General features: G+C 43.5%; 22 protein-coding genes and 4 tRNA genes. 13 read left to right on the top strand and 13 right to left on the bottom strand.

Features of this window, described 5'->3' with window-relative positions:
• The 3 genes from trpB to QVA83_RS14475 all read left to right on the top strand — a co-directional run.
• Window positions 1–825, top strand: an 825-nt coding sequence (trpB, locus tag QVA83_RS14465) for a tryptophan synthase subunit beta (RefSeq protein ID WP_287498625.1), incomplete at its 5' end; no start/stop codon positions are given.
• Window positions 825–1,634 (top strand): tryptophan synthase subunit alpha, encoded by an 810-nt coding sequence (trpA, locus tag QVA83_RS14470; protein WP_156078149.1) that lies wholly within the window; start codon window positions 825–827, stop codon window positions 1,632–1,634. The genes trpB and trpA, both read left to right, overlap by 1 nt.
• A 4-nt stretch (window positions 1,635–1,638) precedes the next feature.
• A complete protein-coding gene (locus QVA83_RS14475; protein WP_039225734.1) occupies window positions 1,639–1,938 on the top strand; it encodes a YciI family protein in 300 nt (99 codons plus the stop codon).
• 387 nt (window positions 1,939–2,325) lie between these two features.
• Here the strand turns inward: QVA83_RS14475 and QVA83_RS14480 are convergent, their stop codons facing one another.
• A complete protein-coding gene (locus QVA83_RS14480; RefSeq protein WP_287498626.1) occupies window positions 2,326–2,790 on the bottom strand; it encodes a pyridoxamine 5'-phosphate oxidase family protein in 465 nt (154 codons plus the stop codon).
• Between the two features lie 631 nt (window positions 2,791–3,421).
• On the opposite strand from QVA83_RS14480, the gene QVA83_RS14485 reads away from it, so the two are divergent.
• From QVA83_RS14485 to QVA83_RS14495, 3 genes are read left to right on the top strand one after another with little or no spacing between them, the layout of a single operon-like run.
• Window positions 3,422–3,691 (top strand): PepSY domain-containing protein, encoded by a 270-nt coding sequence (locus tag QVA83_RS14485; RefSeq protein WP_014948937.1) that lies wholly within the window; start codon window positions 3,422–3,424, stop codon window positions 3,689–3,691.
• A gap of 1 nt (window position 3,692) precedes the next feature.
• Entirely contained in the window at window positions 3,693–4,367 is a 675-nt protein-coding gene (locus QVA83_RS14490) for a response regulator transcription factor (protein ID WP_014948936.1), read from the top strand.
• Window positions 4,364–5,695 carry an ATP-binding protein gene (locus tag QVA83_RS14495; RefSeq protein WP_014976085.1) on the top strand — a complete coding sequence of 444 codons (1,332 nt, stop codon included), beginning with the start codon at window positions 4,364–4,366 and terminating at the stop codon, window positions 5,693–5,695. The genes QVA83_RS14490 and QVA83_RS14495 overlap by 4 nt, the downstream gene beginning before the upstream one ends.
• A 200-nt stretch (window positions 5,696–5,895) precedes the next feature.
• Here QVA83_RS14495 and QVA83_RS14500 read toward each other — a convergent pair whose 3' ends face one another.
• Window positions 5,896–6,936, bottom strand: coding sequence for an AI-2E family transporter (locus QVA83_RS14500; protein WP_014948934.1), 1,041 nt, complete (start codon window positions 6,934–6,936; stop codon window positions 5,896–5,898).
• A gap of 73 nt (window positions 6,937–7,009) precedes the next feature.
• On the opposite strand from QVA83_RS14500, the gene folX reads away from it, so the two are divergent.
• Both folX and QVA83_RS14510 read left to right on the top strand, forming a co-directional pair.
• Window positions 7,010–7,378 carry a dihydroneopterin triphosphate 2'-epimerase gene (folX, locus tag QVA83_RS14505; RefSeq protein WP_012517852.1) on the top strand — a complete coding sequence of 123 codons (369 nt, stop codon included), beginning with the start codon at window positions 7,010–7,012 and terminating at the stop codon, window positions 7,376–7,378.
• Window positions 7,379–7,401: 23 nt separating this feature from the next.
• Window positions 7,402–8,298, top strand: coding sequence for a TIGR01777 family oxidoreductase (locus QVA83_RS14510; RefSeq protein WP_156078148.1), 897 nt, complete (start codon window positions 7,402–7,404; stop codon window positions 8,296–8,298).
• Window positions 8,299–8,626: 328 nt separating this feature from the next.
• On the opposite strand, the gene QVA83_RS14515 is transcribed toward QVA83_RS14510, so the two are convergent.
• Together QVA83_RS14515 and QVA83_RS14520 are read right to left on the bottom strand one after the other, a co-directional pair.
• Window positions 8,627–11,149: an ABC transporter permease gene (locus tag QVA83_RS14515; RefSeq protein ID WP_156078147.1), complete on the bottom strand. Its 2,523-nt coding sequence runs from the start codon at window positions 11,147–11,149 to the stop codon at window positions 8,627–8,629.
• Window positions 11,150–11,848, bottom strand: coding sequence for an ABC transporter ATP-binding protein (locus QVA83_RS14520; RefSeq protein ID WP_061485322.1), 699 nt, complete (start codon window positions 11,846–11,848; stop codon window positions 11,150–11,152).
• Between the two features lie 16 nt (window positions 11,849–11,864).
• Between QVA83_RS14520 and QVA83_RS14525 the strand changes: the two genes are divergently transcribed.
• The 3 genes from QVA83_RS14525 (at window position 11,865) to QVA83_RS14535 (ending at window position 14,055) form a co-directional block, all read left to right on the top strand.
• Entirely contained in the window at window positions 11,865–12,521 is a 657-nt protein-coding gene (locus QVA83_RS14525) for an arylesterase (RefSeq protein ID WP_014976079.1), read from the top strand.
• Between the two features lie 45 nt (window positions 12,522–12,566).
• Window positions 12,567–12,749 (top strand): hypothetical protein, encoded by a 183-nt coding sequence (locus tag QVA83_RS14530; protein ID WP_069944237.1) that lies wholly within the window; start codon window positions 12,567–12,569, stop codon window positions 12,747–12,749.
• Between the two features lie 331 nt (window positions 12,750–13,080).
• Window positions 13,081–14,055 (top strand): transposase, encoded by a 975-nt coding sequence (locus QVA83_RS14535; RefSeq protein WP_287498627.1) that lies wholly within the window; start codon window positions 13,081–13,083, stop codon window positions 14,053–14,055.
• A 29-nt stretch (window positions 14,056–14,084) separates the two neighbouring features.
• On the opposite strand, the gene QVA83_RS14540 is transcribed toward QVA83_RS14535, so the two are convergent.
• From QVA83_RS14540 to gltX, 7 genes are all read right to left on the bottom strand, one after another.
• Window positions 14,085–15,023 carry a tRNA-dihydrouridine synthase gene (locus QVA83_RS14540; protein ID WP_156078145.1) on the bottom strand — a complete coding sequence of 313 codons (939 nt, stop codon included), beginning with the start codon at window positions 15,021–15,023 and terminating at the stop codon, window positions 14,085–14,087.
• Between the two features lie 283 nt (window positions 15,024–15,306).
• A complete protein-coding gene (locus QVA83_RS14545; RefSeq protein WP_039230420.1) occupies window positions 15,307–15,495 on the bottom strand; it encodes a DUF1289 domain-containing protein in 189 nt (62 codons plus the stop codon).
• A gap of 277 nt (window positions 15,496–15,772) precedes the next feature.
• Entirely contained in the window at window positions 15,773–16,678 is a 906-nt protein-coding gene (locus tag QVA83_RS14550) for a M14 family metallopeptidase (protein WP_156078144.1), read from the bottom strand.
• Window positions 16,679–17,026: 348 nt separating this feature from the next.
• Window positions 17,027–17,102 (bottom strand) — tRNA-Glu (locus tag QVA83_RS14555).
• A gap of 156 nt (window positions 17,103–17,258) precedes the next feature.
• Window positions 17,259–17,334: transfer RNA gene (locus QVA83_RS14560), tRNA-Glu, on the bottom strand.
• Between the two features lie 93 nt (window positions 17,335–17,427).
• A tRNA-Ala gene (locus tag QVA83_RS14565) sits at window positions 17,428–17,503 on the bottom strand.
• Between the two features lie 85 nt (window positions 17,504–17,588).
• Window positions 17,589–18,998 carry a glutamate--tRNA ligase gene (gltX, locus tag QVA83_RS14570; RefSeq protein ID WP_014948924.1) on the bottom strand — a complete coding sequence of 470 codons (1,410 nt, stop codon included), beginning with the start codon at window positions 18,996–18,998 and terminating at the stop codon, window positions 17,589–17,591.
• A gap of 930 nt (window positions 18,999–19,928) precedes the next feature.
• Between gltX and QVA83_RS14575 the strand changes: the two genes are divergently transcribed.
• Together QVA83_RS14575 and QVA83_RS14580 are read left to right on the top strand one after the other, a co-directional pair.
• Window positions 19,929–20,004, top strand: a tRNA-Val gene (locus tag QVA83_RS14575).
• 245 nt (window positions 20,005–20,249) lie between these two features.
• Window positions 20,250–21,872 carry a response regulator gene (locus QVA83_RS14580; RefSeq protein WP_101563950.1) on the top strand — a complete coding sequence of 541 codons (1,623 nt, stop codon included), beginning with the start codon at window positions 20,250–20,252 and terminating at the stop codon, window positions 21,870–21,872.
• A gap of 45 nt (window positions 21,873–21,917) precedes the next feature.
• Here QVA83_RS14580 and QVA83_RS14585 read toward each other — a convergent pair whose 3' ends face one another.
• The gene (locus tag QVA83_RS14585) at window positions 21,918–22,445 is read right to left on the bottom strand and encodes a GNAT family N-acetyltransferase (RefSeq protein WP_156078143.1); all 528 of its coding nucleotides are present in this window, start codon (window positions 22,443–22,445) and stop codon (window positions 21,918–21,920) included.
• A gap of 128 nt (window positions 22,446–22,573) precedes the next feature.
• Complete coding sequence (moaA, locus tag QVA83_RS14590) at window positions 22,574–23,542, bottom strand: GTP 3',8-cyclase MoaA (RefSeq protein ID WP_156078142.1); 969 nt, start codon at window positions 23,540–23,542, stop codon at window positions 22,574–22,576.
• Window positions 23,543–23,716 lie beyond the last annotated feature (174 nt).

Genomic DNA, 23,716 nt, shown 5'->3' on the forward strand with positions numbered 1-23,716 from the left:
TTAGCATGTGCATTGTTGGGGCTTAAAGCGCGTATTTATATGGGTGCGAAAGACGTTGAACGTCAAGCGCCAAACGTGTTCCGTATGAAGCTGATGGGCGCAGAGGTTATTCCTGTAAACGCAGGCTCAGGTACGCTCAAAGATGCCGTAAACGAAGCCATGCGCGACTGGTCGGCAAACTATGATAAAGCCCACTATTTGTTAGGCACAGCCGCGGGCCCACACCCGTTCCCGACTATTGTTCGTGAATATCACCGTATGATTGGTGAAGAAACTCGTGCACAAATCATGGAAAAAGAAGGTCGCTTACCTGACGCCGTAGTAGCATGTGTGGGCGGAGGCTCAAATGCTATCGGTATGTTTGCAGACTTTATTGATGAGCCATCTGTACGCCTAGTTGGCGTTGAGCCTGCGGGTAAAGGTGTGCACACCAAAGAGCACGGCGCAACTATCGTGACGGGTACAAAAGGTATTCTTCACGGCGCTTACACCTTCATCATGCAAGACAAAGAAGGCCAGATTGAAGAGAGCTACTCAGTATCTGCTGGTCTCGACTACCCTGCTGTCGGCCCTCAGCATGCCTATCTTCACGACATTGGACGAGCGGAATACGTGGCCGCTACCGACGAAGAAGCGCTGAACGCATTCCAATTGCTTGCAAGAAAAGAAGGTATTATTCCTGCCCTTGAATCGTCGCATGCCTTAGCGCACGCGCTCAATATGGCAGATGAAGCGGAAGAAGAAACCATCATCGTAGTTAACTTATCAGGTCGTGGCGACAAAGATTTAGCGCACGTTATTAATATTTTAGGGGACGATTTATAATGGATAGATATGCACAGATGTTTGCAGGCCTTGATGAAAAGAACCAAGGCGCTTTCGTACCTTTTGTAATGGTGGGTGACCCCGATTTAGCGCAATCTGAAGCCATTATTTGCCAGCTAGTAGAAAGCGGTGCTGACGCACTTGAGTTAGGTATACCTTACTCTGACCCCATCGCTGATGGCCCCACGATTCAAGCTTCTGCTATTCGCGCATTAAGTAATAAGGTGACGGTAGCAGATTGCTTGGGCGTTATTTCACGTGTTCGCGCAAAATATCCTAATGTGCCTATCGGCTTGCTACTGTACAGCAACTTAGTTATGGCCCAAGGTATAGAGAACTTTTACAACAAAGCGCAAGAGGCAGGCGTTGACTCAATTTTGGTTGCCGACGTTCCTATTCGCGAAGCGGCACCTTTTCAAAAAGCAGCCGAAGCCACTGGCATTTCACAAATTCTGATTGCACCACCTAATGCTACTGACGAAACCATGGAAAAAATCGGGGAATACTCGAAAGGTTACACGTATTTGCTGGGTCGTGCTGGCGTTACTGGCGCAGAAACTGCCGCAAACGTGCCTGCTTCAGAGCTTATTGAGCGCTTGAACAAACACAAAGCAGCACCAGCATTGTTAGGCTTTGGTATTTCTACACCGGAACAGGTTAAATCTGCTATTGACGCAGGTGCCGCTGGCGCAATTTCAGGCTCGGCGACAGTGAATATTATCGCAGCCAATTTATCGGACAGTCACAAAATGCTAAGCGAGCTCGGCAGCTTTGTTGAAAGCATGAAATCCGCTACGGCAAAAGGATAAACGTATGCTATATATGATTTGTGCAACCGATGTGGCGGACAGTCTAGAAAAACGCCTAGCGGCGCGACCTGCTCACCTTGAACGCCTGAATGCATTAAAAGATGCGGGCCGTTTAGTTATGGCTGGCCCTTTCCCTGCTGTAGATAGTCCAGACCCAGGTCCGGCCGGATTTACTGGCTCGCTAGTAGTCGCAGAGTTTGATTCACTAGAAGCTGCTCAAGCATGGGCAGACGCTGACCCGTACATCGAAGCGGGTGTTTACGAAAGTGTTGTAGTTAAACCTTATAAAAAGGTTTTGCCTTAAATTTTAGCTAAACGCTACATAGTAAACAGCGATAAATAGCGAAAGCCCCTTAAGAGCGAATAGCTCCGGTTTTAAGGGGCTTTTTTGTTGCTTCAACAGTAACAAAGCTAACACTTATTTATCGAACTAGTGTGGACAGACACTCGCTTGCTAGACTAATGAGGACACACACTCGTCAACTAGTGTGGACAGTCACTCATTTACTAAACTAATGAGGACACACACTCGTAATTATTTGCCAAGCTTCATACTGTTGATAATGGACAGTCACTTAATAATCAGCCAACATTCGCAATAAACAATCCCTTGTGGACAGACACTCGCTCCTCTGAGTAAGTGTCCCAGCGCCTCAAAACTTCGTCATAAAATTGGCCCATTATACTGCGTTTAAAGATCGACCTTTTCGTGTTCACCCATCTCTTCTGGCTTTACGGTTTTACCAGTAAGCATTTTAAACATGCCTTTGAGTGAAGGGTCTGCATCCCACACTTCTGCATCTATAAGTTCGAAGCGAAGCATTAATAAAGAAGGATCATCTTTACCTTTCTCGAACCATGCTTCTACTGGATTAGACCAGTATTTATCAATCACCTCTTTACGTGATTCAACAGTGAGATTGCCTCGGATACAAGCAAATACATCATGACCTTTGGATGTAAAATGAACCATGGCTTTTCCACCTTTAGCAATGCGGTTGTCTCGACTAGTGTAAAACCAAAACTCGCTATCAGCGTCTTTATCAAGTTGGGCGTACATAGGCTCGGCATGCATATCCTCGCCTACCAGACTTACCATTACTTTTGGACTATCTGACATTGCTTTCCACATTGTTTTCTTAATATCGCTAGACATAACTCCTCCTTGTTGAAAATAAGTGTCTGTCCGACGTTACTATTGAATTGAGCAGTTGAACTAAACGCCTTATTTTAATTTTATTGATTCATATGAAGCTTATGCCTCGCACGTGGCATGCCAAAAAAGTCAATATCATCCCGCTCAGCTGCCAAAAGAGTTATTGAGAAATGTAAGCTCTTTACTACACACTAGTTAGGTACAGCTTTGGACACACACTCGTACATCCATATGAGCGTTGAGAACTAATTTACAAAAACCGTGGACAGTCACTCGTTTGCACAATAAACATTGGTCCCCCTTAATAACAATCAACAAAGTGGACAGACACTTTTTCAAAATAAGAGTAAAGATTACTCAATATGACTTACTAACGAGAGCACTTAAATATATGCGTCACTTTGAAGCTTAGAAATAGACTTGTGGACAGACACTCTCATTTTGACTTCCGGCCTCTAAGCAACTAAGTGTCTGTCCACAATATTTGCTCTTTCGTAAATGCCATTTACTCAAGGCTTATATACAGCTTTTGCTCCGCAAGGTAGACTAAACCCAGTTCAGAATCGGTTCAGTTAACCAAGTTATACTTATCTGTAGTTTGGCCTGAGTGGGATAATAATTGTGAGGTTGTATGAAATTATCGCTTCGTGTTGCAGTAGTTTGTTTAGTGTTAGCTTTGTCTAACACAGCGCCAGCTTTGGCGTTTCAAGACTCTGGCGGCGATATATCAAAAAGCGAAGCTGCTGAGCGTGCTCGCGTTGCTGTAAATGGACGCGTCTTAAAAGTTGAACAGACCTCAAAAAACTACCGGGTAAAAGTACTTAAAAAGTCAGGGCGAGTAGTATCAGTAGACGTAGACAAACGCTCAGGCAAGGTAAAAACAAATAAAGATAAGGATTAACATGCGTATCCTCGTAGCCGAAGACGATAGCAGATTATTAACCCAACTTGATGCGCTCCTTCAGCAAAATGGCTATAGCGTAGACCTCGCAGATAATGGTGAGCACGCGCTTTTTCTCATTAAAGAATATAGCTATGACTTGGCTATCGTCGACATCGGCATGCCAAAGCTAGACGGATTTGAGGTTATACGAAAAGCCCGTCAAGCTGATATTTCCTGCCCTATACTCATTTTAACTGCTAGAGATAGGTGGCAAGAGAAAGTGGAAGGCCTTGATGCCGGAGCCGATGACTACCTCACCAAACCCTTTCATAACGAAGAGTTACTTGCTCGAACAAAAGCACTAATTCGACGAGCTTCTGGACAAGCGAACCCAACCATTCAGTTCGGCCCTATCTCACTGGATACCGTTAGTGAAGAACTATCGTTAAACGGTCAAGCTTTGGATCTAACAGCTTACGAATACAAAGTCATGGAGTACCTTATGCTTAACCCGCAAAAGGTCATCTCAAAAACAGAGCTAACCGAGCACATTTATGACCAAGATTTCGATTTAGATAGTAATGTAATAGAGGTTTTCGTGGGAAGACTGCGGAAAAAGCTGGACCCAACCGGTGAGTTAAAGCCAATCGAAACCCTTCGAGGTAGAGGCTATAGGATAAATAGAAGTTTATGAGGCAATTGTCGCTACGTCTTCGGAGTACCTTTCTAGCGATTGTTCTTCTAGCGTTATTTGCGCCCTTTACTGTTGTCATTTTAGACGAGGCATATACTGATAGCCTTACGCAAGCCAAGATGAGTGAGCTTAGGTTGATGAACTTAGGTCTGTTGTCGGCTTTCGAGTTAGATGGCGACCTGCCCTATATGCCTGAAATTTTATACGAAGAGCAGTTAAACCTTCCGGGATCAGGTTATCTTGGCGTGATTGTGTTTCGAGACGAAGTAATTTGGCAGTCAGCCTCAGCTCTTGAATATACCTTTGCACCACCTGAGATAGACGTTGCAGTCGGTAACGAGTTATTTTTGGATTCTCATATACCTAAGTTTGAAGAAGATTCCGAGTTTTTTGTATACGCCTTTACTGCGGAATTTGCTTCAAGTAGAGACTTCGAGCCTGTTCGGTTTTATATATTTAACAATAAAGCACTTTTTGAAGCAGAGCGGAATACGTTCTTAGACACGACGTGGCAGTGGATTTTCACGCTCTGTATAGCGCTTCTATTTTTTATTATTATCGGGATTAGCCTAGTACTTCTTCCTGTTAGGAAGTTAATTGACGAAATTTCACAAGCCTCAAGTGGACATAAACGCCAGTTAGAATCACGCTATCCAGTTGAATTCGATTCCTTAAAGCAATCCATTAATGGTTTGCTTCAAACTGAGGCCGCCCAAAGGGAGAGATATAAAAACAGTTTAGGAGACTTAGCACATAGTTTGAAAACGCCTTTGGCAGTAGCATCGGGCACTAGCGATTTACCTACTGAGGTAAACGAAGCATTACAGCAAATTGACCGAATCATTAAGCGCCAGCTAAAAAGAGCGAGTGCTGGAAAATCTGGCTGGCAACAAGCTATCTATATATTACCCATTTTGCACAAGCTTGCCGATGCAATGGACAAGGTCTACCAAGATAAAGCCCTTACCATTGAGTTTGAACTGGATGAGGATACTCAGTTTAAAGGAGACGAGACCGACTTCATGGAACTATGTGGCAACCTTCTAGACAATGCATGTAAAGCTGCGACCAATAGAATTATCGTATCAGCGTCGAAGCGTGCTGGTTGGCTAACAATTAAAGTAGAAGACGACGGCCCTGGTATTCCTGACGACAAAAAGGTGCTTTTGTTAGAGCGAGGAACTCGACTTGATACCTATACAGAAGGCCACGGAATAGGCATGGCGTTGGCGGCCGATTTAGTTTCAATCTACGAAGGTAGAATGCTCATCGAGGACAGTTCGCTTGGCGGCGCTCGTATCGTTATTCAATTTCCCAATCACGAATAGTGCTTTAAAAAGTACAACGAAGTTTGTGTATGACCGTTAAATCCTTGAGCTTTCAATTGCTCAAGTATGAAAGTGGACAGACACATTCTCAATTGACTGTTTAGCTAGAGACCAATGAGAGATTTTTTTAAATCGATTGAGTGTCTGTCCACTATCGACTTTCACAAACAAGTGTCTGTCCACTTTCTACTTACACTAAGTTACGACGCAGACTTCTCACCTTCACTCGATAACAGCACCGCAAGCCACTTGCTCTCCTCGCGAGACTCTAGAGCTATCTTTACCACCATGGTTAACGGAACTGATAGCAACATTCCAACGGTGCCTAGCAGCCACCCCCAAAATATTAACGAAAGGAATACCACGAGCGTAGAGAGCCCCATGCCCTTACCCATCAATCGAGGTTCCACCATATTACCCATGATGGTATTAACAAGCACAAAGCCAAGCGCTGCGAAACCTGCTGAGGCAGGCCCAAGTTGAACAAAGGCTATCAACACTGCGGGCACAGCAGCGATAATTGAGCCAATGTTAGGAATAAAGTTGAGCATGAAAGCCAACACAGCCCAAAGCATGAAATGATCTACTCCCATCACATACAGCCAAATACCAATAATCAGACCTGTTCCTAAACTGACCACAGTTTTTATCGCTAAGTAACTGTTCACAGAACGAATAAATCTGTCGATATGCTTTAGTTTCATTCCTGGATCGGCAAGGGCAATATGCAACCGGCGTGGAATACTGTCTGCTTCAAAAAGCATGAAAATGACAGTAAGAAGAATAAGGAAAAGGTTTGAAAGTACGCCGCCCATTCCGCTGATGAAATTTGTTGCTACAGACATAGCCGTTGCTGGATCAAGGTGCGAAGCGATTAACTCTCTATTGATGTGAATATTAAATTCAGCCAATTTGGACACAACCCAGGCAAACTCTGTATCAAGCTTACTTCTGTATTCTGGCAGATTTTCTCGAAACTCGGTCATAGACTGGCCAACTAAGCCAGCTAAAAGAAAACCAAAAACAACGATAAGCAGTATAACAAAAGTTATAGAGAGCCATTTAGGCACGCCAAATTTCGAAGTCCAACGTATTATTGGGCTACACGCGATCGCTATAAAAATAGAGAGAAAAAACGGTACCATGATCGTACTGGCGGCTTTAATACCAGCCATTACCACTACTAAACATGCTAAAACGATTAGAATTTTTGCTGTTGGCGAGCGTAGTTCCATTGACATTTTGTGCTACATTCCTGACTGAAACGACAACACTTTACAACGACTTATAAACAACTACAAACAAGAGACTTCAATGAACTTTAATCTTGCCACTATTAAAATTAAAAACCTAAGACTACGCACATACATTGGCATCAATGAAGATGAAATAAAAAACAAGCAGGACGTTGTTGTTAACGTGAAAATTGATTACGACGCTGAAAAAGCGACGAACACCGACGATATGAGTGATGCGCTCAACTATAAAACGATTACAAAGGCAATCATCAAGCTTGTAGAAGACAACCGTTTTTCTCTTCTGGAAAAACTTACCGCCGATGTGCTAAGCATTGCCGCAGAACATTCTTCGGTGCGCTACGCTGAGGTTGAGGTCGATAAGCCACATGCCCTTAGATTTTCTGATTCCGTGTCCCTGACACTATCTTGCAATAAGACGGGATAAGGTCATACCTCGAGGAGCTAATTGTGAACATTCTTTTGACCGGTGGAACAGGGCTGATAGGAAGCGAATTTATTCGTCAATATTCTCGAGAACATGAATTTACGGTGACTTCTCGCGACTTTACAAAAGCAAAGAGCAAATTGGGGGATAACGTCAAAATCGTCGAGAACGTTTCTTCGATAGAAAATTTTGAAAGTTTCGACGCAGTAATTAATTTAGCTGGTGAGCCTATCGCCGATAAGCGCTGGACAGACACTCAAAAGAAAATAATTTGCAATAGCCGCTGGGACATCACTTCTGAGCTAGTCTCAAAAATAAATAGTTGTGATGCGCCTCCGCCTGTTTTCTTATCGGGCTCCGCGATTGGTTACTACGGCAATCAAGGAGACAAGCTTGTAACTGAAGAAACTCCTCCTCATAACGAGTTCACCCATGAACTGTGCGCTAAATGGGAGACTATTGCCCAAAGTGTAGATCAAACTAAGACACGTGTCGTAACGCTTCGAACTGGTGTAGTTCTCGCCGAAAAAGGCGGTGCGTTAGGGAAAATGGCTCTACCGTTTAAACTGGGGGCCGGAGGTACACTTGGGAGTGGTAGTCAGTATTTGGCCTGGATCCACTTACAAGATATGGTGCGTGCTATCTCCTTCTTGATCGAGAATAGTGCATGTTCTGGTGCATTTAACTTAACGGCACCGGAGCCTGTCACGAACAAGGTGTTCTCTAAAGCGCTCGCAAAATCACTTAACCGACCTTGCCTGTTCAATGTCCCGGGCTTTGTTATGAAAGTAGCAATGGGCGAATCGTCGACGATGATACTTGAGGGGCAAAGAGTCATTCCTCAAAAGCTTACTACCGCCGGCTTCAGTTTTGACTTCCCTTCTATCGACGAGGCGCTAAGAGAAATATATCGCGCATAGTTGAATTACTGAAATTCGTTATGTGCCTTGTGGACAGTCACTTGAATTGCTAAGCAAGTGTGTGTCCACATTTATTGCACAACATTATCGCGAGGCACTTTGCTTAGTCACAAACCTCAAAAACTTCTATCCACTCTCAAACCAGAGTACTTTTTAAACTCTTCGCGAAAACCATTCTTTAGTAATTAGTGAACTTTGCTGTGAAATGCACAGTGAACAGACACTCATTTGAATTGAGTAACTGTCCACTGCCCTTAATCTAAACGGCACTTAACCGAGTGTCTGTCCGTTTAGTATTAAAGCGCATTTTAAACTAACGCGAGAATGCCTAAACCATATTCCGCAGCATCTGACTGGTATTAAGTGTAAGCAAACGCCAGCATCCAAACGCACCTAATATGCCTACAACGACAGCGCCAACGCTTGGCGCTATTGCCCAGTATTCTGGGTGTAAGCTTGCTTCCATTTGGAATACAGAGGTTTGAAGTAAATAAAGGCTCAACTCATTGGCCATTGCTGCCATAAAGCCTGCTACTACACCAATGATAACAAACTCAAAAATAACACTTTTTCTTATCAACGCCCCCTTTGCACCGAGCGTTCGAAGTATGGCTATTTCCTGTCTGCGTTCATCCATGCTCGCCTGTACTTGAGCAATTAATACTAAACTGCCCGCTAACAACACCAGTACCAAAATAAACTCAACAGCAACAGACACTTGATCCACAATCTCTCGCAACTGATTAATTCGAGCATCAACGTCGAACATAGTTATTGATGCAAACGGCTTAAGTAGGTTGGTTAACTCAGCCTTTCTCTCGGTAGGAAGGTAAAAACTAGTAATATAAGTTGGGCTAAATGCAGCCATCGCCTCGGGGTGAATGACGAAGAAGAAGTTGGGCTGCATGGTTTGCCAATTCACCGTACGGATACTGGTTACTTTCGTTTCGACAATCTCGCTGCCCACATTAAAAGTAAGCCGATCGCCCATTTTAATGTTCAACCTTTCTGCAACGCCTTCTTCAACGGAGACCGGGAACCATCCTTCGCTGTATTGTTTATCCTCATCGCCATGCCAGTTCCCGTCAATGACCTCGTTTTCTTTTTGAAGCGCGTTGCTCCAAGTTAGGTTTGCTTCTCTGCCTAAACCTCTTCGGCCTTCTCGATTCGGCTCATCTTCTTTAGAAACCTCGGTGTTTACCCCTTCTCCATTTACCGAAACAAATCGGCCTCGAATGACAGGATAAAACTCTTCAATTTTTACGCCATTGTCAGCGAAGTGTCTGTCCAACTCGGGTTGAATATCCGGCGTAATGTTAATTAAGAAGTAATTCGGTGTCCCTTCGGGCAGTTGCGAGCGCCATTGCGAAACCATATCGTTGCGCATTACTAGCACCACTAGAAGCAGCATAATGGTGACGGAAAAGCTAATAAGCTGCACGCTGTTGTCCATTGCACGTCGCTTAATACGTGCCCATGCCAACTGCCACGCCCCCATCCTTCCACTGCCCAACTTGCGTCCCACAGCAATCAAGATGTACGTAGCGCCAAGCAGTCCAAGAACCAGTGCAGCGCCAGAAACGAAAAGAATTGCGCTAATTTTTAAATCTCGACTATACATCCACATCAGTAAGAATATTGCGCCACCGGAAGCCACGAACTGAATGCTTCTGGAACGTAAATTCGCCGATATGTCCTTTCTTAATACGCGAAGCGGGGGAACTGAAAAAAGCTGCAAAAGCGGATATAAGGAAAAAAGCAATGCACACGTAGCGCCTGTAGCAACGGCGATTAAAAGCGGCCGCCAATGCCACACGTCAAGAGATACATCCACTCTGTCCGCTACAAGTGAAACCACCACTTGCTGACCAATAAAACCTATAACGAGGCCAATAAAAATACCAAGCCCAGTGATAAATAAAATTTGGAACAAATAGACTTTTCGAATGGTGCTGCTTGTTGCCCCCAAGGTCTTCATTATTGCTACGGGATCAAAGTGACGTTGAGCATAACGCTGAGCAGCAACGGCAATGGAAACGGCCGCTAATACTATTGCCAACAAACTCGCTAACAGAAAATAGCGCTCAGCACTTGCGACAGAACGCCCTATCGCTGACTCGTCATCTTCGACTGTACGCCACGAGTGTAAGTCGTCATTTAATTGGGGCAATAACCAGGTATTGAAGTTTTCTATGTCACCCGCATCACCGGCAAAAAAGCCCACATAACGAGCGCGACTCCCTGGCCCGGTTATCGCAGTTTTTTCCAAGTCGTTTAAGTTAATTAGCGCAATAGGGTCAGTATTAAACACGCTAAAACCAGCATCGGGAATATCTACCAATACATGCGTAACGGTAAAAGTGCCGTCGCCAATATCGATACTATCGCCAATAGAAAGCCCCAAGCTCTGAAAAAGCCGAGACTGTACCCATGCTTCGCCAGATTGTGGTAACCCTGCGGTAGCACGTTTTTCCCCGAACGGCTGGTCAGTAATATTGACTGTCCCTTTCAGTGGATAAGCGTCATTCACGGCTCGTAAATCAACAAGCGACATCTCGTCGCCTTTAAATACCATTGAACGTGTTGCCACCTGCTTTGCCGTCGCAAGGCCCTCTTCTTGGGCTCTAGCTAACCACTCCTCGTTTATAGGGTCATCTGAACGAAGTTGCGCATCTGCTGCAATGAATGCTGCAGAACGAGCCTTTAGTGCGCCCTGTAAACGCTCACTGAAGAGTGACAGCGACAAAACGGCTGCCACAGATAGCACAATGGCCAGCAATATGATGGTCAGTTCACCACGTCTAGCCTCATGCTTGAAAAGCCGCCAAGCTAAATTAAAAGACGTCGACATCTAAACCGCCTCTTTCTTATTCATTGTGTTCGCGCCAGTTGTTTCAACTAATTCGCCAGCATTCATAGTGAGTTGCCTGTCACAATGTTCCGCAAGCTCGTTATCATGAGTTACGAGTACGAGAGTTGTGCCTTTTTCTCTATTCATCTCGAACAACAGCGCTTCGATTTTTTCACTATTTTTGGCGTCTAGGTTGCCGGTAGGCTCATCGGCGAAAAGTATTTTGGGAGAGGTAATAAATGCTCGCGCTATGGCAACGCGCTGTTGCTCGCCCCCCGACAACTGATTAGGAAAGTGATGTGCGCGATGTTTCAATCCGACTTGCTCTAGAATATCTAAAGCTAGTGCCTTTGGGTTATCAAGCCCTGCAATTTCTGCCGGTAGCATCACATTTTCTAACGCTGTTAAGCTTTGAACTAACATAAAGCTTTGAAAAATGAAGCCTACTTTATTTCCTCTTAAAATCGCGCGATCTTCTTCAGTCATGCTGTGAAGTGCTTCGCCATCTAAGAAAATTTCCCCTTCTGTAACTTGGTCAAGTCCAGCTAACAAGCCCAAAAGGGTTGACTTACCCGAGCCTGACGCGCCAATAATGGCAATGGACTCACCAGACTTGACTTCAAAAGAAATAGGACGAAGGATCTGCAGTGAACCTTCACTCGTATCCACTACTTTGGTTACAGCATTAGCTTTTATCATAAGAGGTCATCAATTCGTGTTTGTTAAATTTCGTTATTTGTACGCTTTTTTACTTATTCTTTTAATACCCTTTCAAGCGCTATCAGATCAAGCCGAGCAGAGCGACACAAGCGAAAATGCGGTTTTACTTATCTTAGGTGACAGTTTATCCGCGGCTTATGGATTACAGCAACATGAGGGTTGGGTCAGTTTGTTACAAAAGATGTGGCAAGACGACAACATTCCGATTGATATTGTAAATGCTGCGGTAAGCGGAGAGACTACTGACGGCGGTTTAGCGCGATTTCCCCGTTTATTAGAGCAACACAACCCTACCCATGTATTGATTGAACTGGGCGGTAATGACGGCCTTCAGGGCCATAATATCGGTAAGATTAGGGATAATTTAGATTCACTGGTAAGTGTTGCGAAAGAGAGTAAAGCCGTAGTGTTTCTGCAAGAAATGCAAATTCCTTCTAATTATGGCAAACGCTATACGCAGATGTTTACTCAAAACTTCAATAAAGTCGCGGAAGCTCAGGACGTTCAAAAAATTCCATTTTTCCTTGAAGAAATAGCGCTAAATAAGGACTTAATGCAAAACGATGGTATTCATCCAAATGCTGAGGCACAGCCTTTGATCGCTAATTTTATGGACAGACACTTAAGAAGTTTAATTCTTAGCGCTCAATAATTGTGCTAATCTTATTAAGTGATTTTTTAAATGCGAGGTTTGTTTATGGACGTTTCTTCTGTTAATTCGTCTCCTGTTTCCACTGTCTTAGAATCGCCACAGCGACCTACTCAACAGGTTGAGCCCCGTAATGTGCAAGAAAGTCGCGAAACTCAGCCCCAGGGCACACAGCAGACCTCAAGCGCTAACGATGGGCGTGTGGGTTCTAGGGTTGACGTGTTTGTCTAACTTGCCCTTTAAATTAAATTGTTAGGGACAGACACTCGTTGGTACTTTTGCTTAGTCCTCTTGCTAGTAGAGGCGGCTTTGCAATAAGGAAATTAGAAAGGACAGAAACCCGGCGAATAAGGGTGTCTGTCCTTTTTCTTTTGGGTCAAATAGACTTAACGATTGACGTCTATCCGTTATGAAATTCGTGTGTCTGTCCACGATTGCCAGTTCTGAGATTTGATCGAAAGAGCACTCATGAAAAATAACCGTCCCTAAAACTGTCCCAAAGACCACTTAAAATTGACGCCGTAAATCTCATAATGTCAATAAATAACTATGGGATACGGATATGCCTCTACCTCGTTACAAGCAAATAAATACTGATGTTACACCTTATTACCACTGCATTTCTCGCTGCGTGAGGCAATCTTACCTTTGTGGTCGCGATGCCCGCACTGGCATAAACTATGAGCATAGAAGAAAGTGGATTCAAGACAGGCTTCATAAGCTTTCTCAAGCTTTTGCCATCGACCTATGCGCCTACGCTGTTATGCACAATCACATTCATGTGGTATTACATATAGCAAAAGGCAGAGCTGAAGGCTGGACGATGGATGAGGTCTTGCTTCGGTGGAGGATGTTTTATAAATGCCCGCCCGTAGTGCAGCGATATTTAGAAAACTTTGATTCTGTAACGTCAGAAGAACTTGCTGAATTGAAATCATTATCTGTTTTATATCGAGAGCGACTTCAAAGCATCAGCTGGTTTATGCGTATGCTCAATGAATATATTGCTCGAAGAGCTAACAAAGAAGATGAATGTAAGGGCTATTTCTGGGAAAGAAGGTTTAGGTCACAAGCTATACTCGATGAGAAAGCACTGGCCAGTGTAATGGCTTACGTCGATTTAAATCCCATTCGAGCAAAAATAGCGACGACGCTAAGCAACTCTCACCATACTAGTATCCAATATCGGTTGAATGCCAAACGCTCGAATAAAACGCCTAAGTTTTTGATGCCCTTTAGCGATAGTCACCACAAGAACACAGTGCCGTTGCCCTTCGCATTTACCGATTATTTGCAGCTTATCACTGATACGATGAATGCGGAAAGTAATAACGATAACTGCAAAGTCCCAACGCTTCCTAACCGCTTGTTAAGTAAGCTTGGAATGACAAAAGAGAACTGGCAGCTAGTAACTAGTAATTTTGAAACACTTTTTACTGGGCCTGTCGGTTGCCCCGAGATGATGGAGAATTTCGCCAAATGCTGCCAAAGAGCATGTCGTCCAAATGTTGCAAATGCCCAAAGGTATCTGTCGTGAACCTCTAACGCCATTGCAAAAGTACTTGGCTAAATATCGGCTTGGCGTGCAAGCACATCAACAATGTCCTGAGATTTCGTTAGGCGCCTTATGTCGTTGAACAGAACTTCAGCTTCAGGGTATTGTCTTTTCAGATAGCCGCACCATTGCTTAATTCGGTTGGGGTAATATTTGCCCTTATCACCAAAAATTTCGTAGCCAGAGTACTGAATCAGCAAAGCAGCCAGTTCAGACCATGGCATAGGTGCTATACCCTCTTTAATACTCAGCGCCAAATTAGGCATTGCCAATGCACCTCGTCCAATCATAAGGTTAGTACACTCTGATTGGCTCTGACATCGCTTAGCGTCTTCAGCGTTCCAAATTTCACCATTTGCAACAAGTGGAATATCGGTGTATTGCTTGATCTTCGCTATCCAGTCCCAATAAGCCGGTGGTTTATATCCCTCCGTTTTGGTCCGCGCATGAACAACGAGCTCAGAAGCGCCCGCTTCAGTGATAGCTATAGCATTCTCGATAGCTAAAGATTTGTCTTCAAAACCTAGTCTGATTTTGGCTGAAACTGGGATTTCTGCAGGAACAGCATCCCTTACAGTTTTCACAATGTCATAAAGGGTTTGGGTTTCTTTCAACAAAACCGCCCCACCCTTACTTTTATTAACTGTTTTGGCAGGGCAACCAAAATTTAGGTCAACACCAGGAGAGCCCAGCTCTATTGCTGTTTGTGCATTCTCTGCAAGCCACTGTGGATGTTGTCCTAATAATTGAACTCGAACAGGCACACCTGCCGGAGTTTTGCCGCCATTATGAAGCTCAGGACAAAGTCTATAAAACGTTTTCTTTGGTAATTTTTGATCGACCACTCTTACAAATTCAGTAACACACTGATCGAAACCACCCACGCGAGTGAGCATATCTCTCATTAAGTGGTCGACAACGCCCTCCATAGGGGCAAGCATTACTCTCATTGCAAACGTCTCAGATTAATAGAACATAAAATTGGCGCGGGAGTTTAGCAAAAAGCACTTATATCAGCCAGGCTTTGATGCTTAGTTTTTCAACTTCTGTGACTGTCTATTTAAGGTGCATTTAAGGTGGTTTTAAATTGCAGCTATTTAAATTTAGTAAGTGTCTGTCCGCTAGACACTTTACTTCATGTGGGAGTGATGCAGGCTTCTAATTCTATACGAATAGAAAAGCTTGTGTGTCTGTCCATACGTAGAAAGTTCTTGATAGAAGTTCGCACTTAGCCTATTTACGAGGCTGTAACTGGGTAGCGGCTTCCTTTTCTAAATTTTCAAGGCGAGTGAATACGGCCTTCTTTTGATTATCGGTGTATGTCCGCCAATTAATGATTTCTTCAATCGTACGTTTACACCCAATGCAAATGTCTTCTTCGGTTAATTTGCACAAGGCTACACATGGGGAAATTAAGTTCATAAAGCTTCTGTTTTATCCAGACCGTCTTTTTTACTCTGTACTCGCGAAGCTGCGATAGCTGCCATTGTAGTTTCTGATAGCTCTTTATTGGACCACAAACAGACATGACAACCAAAGCGCGATTCAAGATATGAGGAAAACTCAGTGTCTGTCCCACAGTCATACCTCACTAAATTTTGCTTTTTACCGTCGTAAATAACCGCAGAATAAGTAAACACAAAGAGCCTCCTAAAAAAGAGGCTCAAATATACATCTAGACGTCTAAACGTTCAAGCGTCTAATTTAAATAATCGAGTGCAGCGCAAATTGCGGCCACCTGAGCATCATTGCAATTCTCGGGTGTCGCATTATCGCTATCGGGATAGACTTCTGTGGTTGTGACGTACTTAGCATCTGTCATACCTCCACAAAGGTACAACGACTTCTTGTCATAGCAAATTACACCTTCACTCACCACATCTGCACCTATAATCTTTCCGTTTTCATCGGCCGGTGCGATATGCGTTACTTTTTTCACAGCTTCAATAACTGCTTTTTGAAACTCTATTTGGGGGCTTGGAGTATTAGCAACCGTATAGAAACCATCTGGAATGTTCCAGTTATCATGGCTCACCCCATCCCGTGCAGCTAGTGCTGGCCTAAACTCACTATTGTCCGTGTCTGTCGTTTCGTGCAAATCAATATGAAGCGTAAGAGATAACGCTAAATCAGATACTAATTGCATAAGCTGAGCAGACTCAGGTGCAGGAGAATCACTGTAAAACGAGCGATTCGGATCTAATGCCATTGGGTTCCATCGATTTATCGACTCGTATCCCCAAGGACTTACACATGGCACCACAACTATATTTACTTGCTCCGCGTACTGAGCCAACCTTGTTTCAATAAATTGAAGCGCTCCTTGCACACCACTGGTTTCGTAGCCGTGAACACCGCCTGTAACGAGTGCAGACGGCTTTTCAGCGTCAAATCTCTTGGGAATGACAACATATAGTGGGTAACGCGCTGTATCGTAAGGAAGTGCGCCATACTGCTTTAACTCAAAGCCTTCAGGGATAATGTTGAAGAGTTTATTAAGTACTTCTTCCTGATAACTTCTTTTCACAGTCTGCTGTGCTTTCCATTGGGCTTTTTCTTTTTCGCCCCACGGCTCACCAGGAGTTCCAATTGGATAATTCTGCATATAACACCTCTTTTGTATTTTTTAGATCATAACAGTTCAACAAGCTCACGTATCTATCACACAAAAGTTTCTTAAAGGGTTGTGACATGAGTTCTTTACGCATTGAACCTCTGAAAAGTACTTGCGCGAAGGTGTTGACGCCTCTTTTGTAAGAATTGCAAATTCCGATGAAAATGATCGGTGTATGTCTAGATAGATGGTTTAAAGAGGGAAAGAAGAGTGTCTGTCCACTGAAGCTTTCTTAAGATGGCTTTGCATTTATTTGCTTACAGATTTAATTGCAGTATCTGTCCACAAAGTTTTAAGCCAGAAACAAAAAAACCAGCCGAATGGCTGGTTTTTTCGATATGGCGTCCCCTAGGGGATTCGAACCCCTGTTACCGCCGTGAAAGGGCGGTGTCCTAGGCCTCTAGACGAAGGGGACTGAAATCTTCTTTCGAAAGCACCGCTTTCGAGATTTTCAGTAAGGCAAAGTGAGCTAGCGAACTGAGCGACTTTTCCTTACCTAAACTTTCAGTCAGAAGTTGAATAATCAACTCCAGCCTATTTCACAGTTTTAATCGACTGTGACGCGATAAAATGGCGTCCCCTAGGGGATTCGAACCCCTGTTACCGCCGTGAAAGGGCGGTGTCCTAGGCCTCTAGACGAAGGGGACTGAATTCTTTCTTCGAAACTAAATTTTCGAATTTTTCAGTCCGAAGCTGCGTTAACAACTTCAGCCTATATCAAACCACGTCTCAATGTGACTTGGTGGAGCCAGGCGGGATCGAACCGCCGACCTCCTGCATGCCATGCAGGCGCTCTCCCAGCTGAGCTATGGCCCCATCATGGTACCAGTCATTTTGTGTGACTGTTCCGTGACAGCGGGGCGCATTCTAGGCATCCCCCCCTGTCATGTCAACGCTTTTTTTATGAATTTTCTCTGTTTGCTATAAAAGTAAGCGCTTTGTCGATTCTCTCGCCAATTTTCTCTTTTGAGATAAGATTCAACGTGATATCTAATGACGGTGAATTACCGCCACCTGTCACAGCTACACGCAGCGGCATACCTACTTTCCCCATGCCTACTTCCAATTCTTCGGCTGTACTATTTATAGCAGCCTGAATATTTTCCGGGTTCCACTCTTCAATTGCCATTAATTTATCTTTAGCAAGCTCTAATGGGCCGCGAGCGACTGGGCGAAGGTGTTTTTTTGCTGCGTTCGCATCAAAATCTTCATAGTCTTGATAAAAGTACGTAGAAATCTCAGCTAACTCTTTTAGCGTTTTTACTCTATCGGCCTGAATAGCAATTATAGATTCAAGCGCTGGGCCTGTCGTTAAATCAACATTCAACTCTTCAAAGTGCCATTTAGCGTGTGACGCAACTTCACTTGCTGGTAATGTCTTAATGTAGTGTTGATTCAACCAGATTAGCTTTTCTGTGTTAAATGCCGATGCAGATTGCCCAATGGCATCTAAGCTGAATTTCTCAATCATTTCATCAACTGAGAAAATTTCTTGATCGCCGTGAGACCACCCCAACCTAACAAGGTAATTAAGCACAGCTTGCGGTAGGAAACCATCATCGCGATATTGCATCACGCTTACAGCGCCATGACGCTTAGATAACTTCTTGCCGTCATCACCTAAAATCATAGAAACGTGAGCATATTCTGGAACAGGTGCACCAAGCGCTTCAAGAATATTGATTTGACGTGGCGTGTTATTAATATGGTCTTCACCACGAACTACGTGAGTAATACCCATATCCCAATCATCAACAACTACACAGAAGTTATATGTAGGGGTACCGTCAGAGCGCTGAATAATAAGATCGTCTAGCTCAGTATTGCTAATCTCGATTTTTCCACGCACGTGATCATTAATTACCACTTTACCTTCTAAAGGGTTTTTGAAGCGGATAACAAAAGGCTGACCTTCTGGATGATCCGTTCTGTCTCTCCACGTACCTGGGTAGCGAGGCTTCTCACCACGTTCTTTTTGCGCTTCACGAATCGCATCTAACTCTTCAGAGCTCATAAAGCATTTATACGCTTTACCTTCATCCAAAAGCTGCTGAATAAGTTCTTTATATCTATCGAAACGCTCAGTCTGATAGATTGGACCCGTATCCCACGTTAAACCTAACCATTGCATTCCGTCTAGAATGGCCTGCTTTGCTTCTTCAGTTGAACGCTCGATATCTGTATCTTCAATACGAAGAACAAACTCGCCGCCTTTGCTTTTAGCAAGAAGCCAAGAATAAAGCGCAGTTCGTGCGCCGCCAACGTGAAGATAGCCTGTTGGGCTGGGTGCAAATCGTGTAACAACCGACATGGTCACTCTCTATTGTTAATGTATTTCTAAAGTTGAGCGCATTCTACCAGTGTAAGCGCGACTTCAAAAGTAAGATAAGAATAGAAGGAAAAAGAAATCTCTTGAAGTAGTTTAGATGGTACGAAGAAAGTGAGTTATAAAGTGGACAGACACTTATTGTTGAAGCCCACTTTTTCAAAATTCATTTCTTGCTGAAGTGGACACACACTCAGATAAGTCCAACGATCAGAGAGTGACAGAACCGATAATAGCTTCAAAAAAGTAAGTGGGTGTCCGAAAAGACCAGGTACTTTGAATAAAAAGATACTGCACGCACTTTATCAGGTTTACGTGAGTGTCTGTCCTTTCTCCTTCTCTCCTTTGTTTTTTCGTTGCGTGTTTTTTAAGTGACTGTCCACTTGGTAATTCAATTGATACTTCAAGAATAAAGTAAGCACCACTTTTATTTGTGTTAGTTTTACTAGCGTTAAGCTACGAAAAAATAAGTGGGTGTCCACTTTGCGCTTGCACTTTGTCCTTGTTTGCCACTTCTTCTTTTAAAAAATGAGTGTGTGTCCATTGTGCGAAGCCAATTTAATTATATGTTTGTGGTAAATAAGTAACTGTCCACTTCAATTACACCCAACCTCCATTTCAACTTCTAGTAAAAAACAAGTGTCTGTCCACCCAAGCTCCCGTTTCAACTCTTAGTAAGAAGCAAGTGTCTGTCCAATTCCAACCGATTCGAAAAAAACCACGCTGCAGTTTTTGTTTATCAATGAATTCAGAATGCGATTAAAAACGCTGTTCTTTTCATCAATTTAGTTAAGATGCAGCCAGAGTGTCTAAAATTCGGGCACACAGTCATTTTTCTTTAATTTTATTGTTGACACTAACGGAACCGACTCTATAATACCGCCCCACTTGCTTAGGCAAGCTTTAAAGAAATATGGACGCTTAGCTCAGTTGGGAGAGCATCGCCCTTACAAGGCGAGGGTCACTGGTTCAAGCCCAGTAGCGTCCACCATCCCTCTCAATATATCTCAATCTTTAGAAACACAACAATCTAACTATGTTTAGTCGTTGTCACGTTAAAGCATTTTGGCTACTCCTACACCAAATCCAGCAATCATTATCAATAACCAGTACTGAAATTCAGCTACGAGCAGCTTCCATTATGCGATAGTCTCCATAAAGAACTATACTTAAGGTGTACTTACCGTGATATGGTAAGAAAAATAAGGGTTCTCATGTTTCAGAGGCTACTAATTGATGAAACTACACTTAGCTAGAAATACTAAGTTGTTAATTGCTGAAGACCAGGTGCTGGCGAAAAGCCATATGCACTACGCACTTGAGCAGTTAGGTTTCAAGAACATGAACTATGTTGATAGGCCCTCTCATGCCCTTTCGGCACTGCAAGAACATGATTATGACGCCATTATCTGCTCTTATAATTTGCGCTCTGAACAAGGCGGTTATTTTTTACTTGAGCAACTAAACGAAACTCAATCACTACCCCTCACAAGCGCATTCATCTTCACCAGTGCAGATACCTCAGCAGAAGTCGTACACGCCATCATAGAGTTACAGCCGGATGAGTTTATCGCTAAGCCTTTTTCGGTTAACGAGTTAGACAGGCGACTTTCCAGAGTTTTATCAAGGAAAAAAGCACTAAAGAATATCTATTCATTCATGGATAAAAAGGACTACGAAAAAGCCCTGGCCGAGGTTGAGTTCTTCTTATTGCAGCCTGAGCAAGCCGAACACTTTCCGCTAGCGATGAAGATTAAAGGCGATTTGTTGATTATCACAGAAAGGTTTCAAGAAGCCGTAGCCTTCTTTGAATCGATAATTAACGTTCAAGATTTTAGCTGGGCTAAAATGGGGATCGCGAAGAGTCTGTTGGCGCTCAATGAATTGGACGATGCCGAAAGAGAAGTTATCCAGTTAGCAATGCGACCTGACTCTGCGCTTGAGGCCTATGATTTACTCGCCAAACTGCAAATTAAGCAGTTAGCTTTTGACGAAGCGCTGGAGTGTACATCGCTGGCGTGCAATATCTCCCCTCAAAACATTGCTAGACATAAGTTAGCGATAAATTTAGCGCGGATCACCCATGATTACGAAAGTCAGTTTAACAGCGCTAAAAAGGTGGTCCGCTACGCGAAAGACTCTATCCATGACAAGCCAGATATTTATTTAACTGCCGCAAGAGCGGGTGTTGATTTTGCTATGACATCTGAGCCCGAACACGTAAACAGCATAGTTAAACAAACTAATGAGTATTTGCGACAGTTGAAAAAGGCTCACCCGAAAGCAGCCTTAAACGATGAGCTGACGGTGATTGACGCGCGTCTTCATTATTTGAAAGACGACACAGTGAAAGCACAAATGCTGTTGTCAGATTTTCACACTGATCATGCCCAACACCACTCCACAGAAGCCTTGCTTGATAGAGCCAAAGCCCTTCATGAAGTAGGAATGAAGAAAGAGTCCCTTGCGATTTTAGACGCCATTTCCTCAAGGCAGGATGAGGAGAACGATGAATTAAACCTCATGGCCACCTATTTAAAACAAGAGAAAGAAGAAAAAGAAGCGATTACGCTAAGCCCTAAAATACTTAACAACACCGCCGTTGCACAGTATAAACGGGGTAATTTAGAGCAGTCTTACACAACATTTGCTCAAGCGTTCCGCGTCATGCCTAAAAATCCCTCTATTGCGCTTAACTACCTTCAAGCAATAGTAAGGGCCCGAAAAGCTAACGCGCCTATGCTTCCCGACACCCTTTCGGCCATCAAAAAATGTAGAGAAACACTCGAGTCGGCAGCTTTGTCAGAAGACCAGTATTCTCGCTACGAGAACGTGAAAAGCATTCTAAAGAGCGAATGATAACGTCAGTCATTCCCCTCGCCCTTCTTATACCAATCCGCATACTTAATTAGAATAGACGACTACTGTCTCATGATAGAGTTTGTCTTTATACTCGAGCTCGTGACTAAACGTCATTCCTAGCTTTTTCATAATATTGATAGACGCACTATTTTGCGGGTTAGCAATAGCAGAGAATTTTTCAACACCTATATCATACAGCGCTTCTTTCACAGCTTGTGCGGCTTCTGTTGCATAGCCTTGCCCCCACGTATGGCGCTTAAAACGCCACCCTAGTTCCATATTGTCACTTTCGGGGTGTTGTGTGAAAAAGCCAAAGGGACGAACTAAAATCCAACCAATGCTTTCCTTTTCGACTAGCGTTTCCACGCGCCAGAGCCCCCACCCCAAAGCAGGGTTGGAATAAGCTTGGAAGCGAGGAACAAAAATATCGCGAATGTCTTCTTTAGAGGATTTTTTACCACCATTGATATACTTCATGACGAGCTCGTCTTGGTCGAGCACCCATAAAAAATCGGCGTCTTTATCGGTTATATAGTGGTAGGAGAGACGCGCACTGTCCTTGATATGCATATACTTCCTTTATCGTTATTATTTTTAATATACTTACACCGCTGAATATAGCTCATTTTTACAACAAACCAAACTTATTCGATGTATTTATTTTGCCCTACATTTTCCTTTAACGTAGAGCCAATTAACTAGCCTCCCAGCATGGCAAGGTGCTTGGTTGCCCCTGTTTTACCTTCATGCAAATAGTGTGTTTCGTGTTTTTGACCCAGCACATCTTGTAAAAAAGCGACCACTTCATCCACATTTCCAGTGGCAAGAAGATGTCTCATGTCTATCCCATTTTCACTAAACAAGCATAGGTGAAGCTTTCCTGGGGCAGAAACACGTAGTCGATTACAAGTTTTACAAAAATCTTTGCTGTAAGGCATGATTAAGCCAATTTTACCGGCATAGTCAGGGTGGTAAAACTCTTGCGCTGGCCCCGCATCTTTTCTACGCAACAAAGGCTGCCAGCCCATGTCTAACAACGTACTTTTTAGCGGCGTACCACTTTGATGTTGCTTATTGAAAAACTGATTTAAGTTGCCTGTCTCCATTAGCTCTATAAACCGGAGCGTTACTGGCATATCTTTTAGCCAAGCAAGAAACCTATGAAGACGGCTATCTGAAAAATCGTTGAGTAAGACAGAGTTCACTTTCACGTCTAAGCCGGCATCAATCGCTGCGTCTAACCCTCGAAGTACAGCTTTAAGCTTGTCTTGTCCTGTTATAGCGGCAAACTGACGGGGATCTAAACTGTCAATACTTACATTTACTTGGTGTAACCCTGCTTCTTTCCACTGATGCGCAAACTTTTCCATTCGCGCTCCATGTGTTGTCATCGCTACACGTTCGATACCAGGCGTATTACTTGTTAGCTGTAAAATATCAAGAAAGTCTCTTCGCAGCGTTGGTTCGCCGCCTGTTAGGCGCACTTTCGACGTACCTAGCTTAGCGAACGCTTTGAGCAAGGTATCAATTTCGTTTAGCGTCATAAACTGATCGCTCGTCGGGCCTTCATATCCGTCTGGCAAACAGTACTGACAACGAAAGTTGCACGCTTCGGTCACTGACAAACGTAAATAATGAAACTGTCTACCGAAACTATCTTCTAACAAACTAACTCCTTAATCCTGTGCTGCTTAGTCATTCAATTCACGGCTTTCTCAATCTAACATAAGCCAGTAAAACATTGAGTAAATAACAAGGTAACTAAATTAAACTACCTCTAGTGTACGCGCGGTGAAACCAAAATTAAACACATTCATCGCTATAATTAAGACCATTTTAAT

This window comes from Alteromonas sp. AO-Serp (genome assembly GCF_017849675.1).
Lineage (GTDB): Bacteria > Pseudomonadota > Gammaproteobacteria > Enterobacterales > Alteromonadaceae > Alteromonas > Alteromonas macleodii.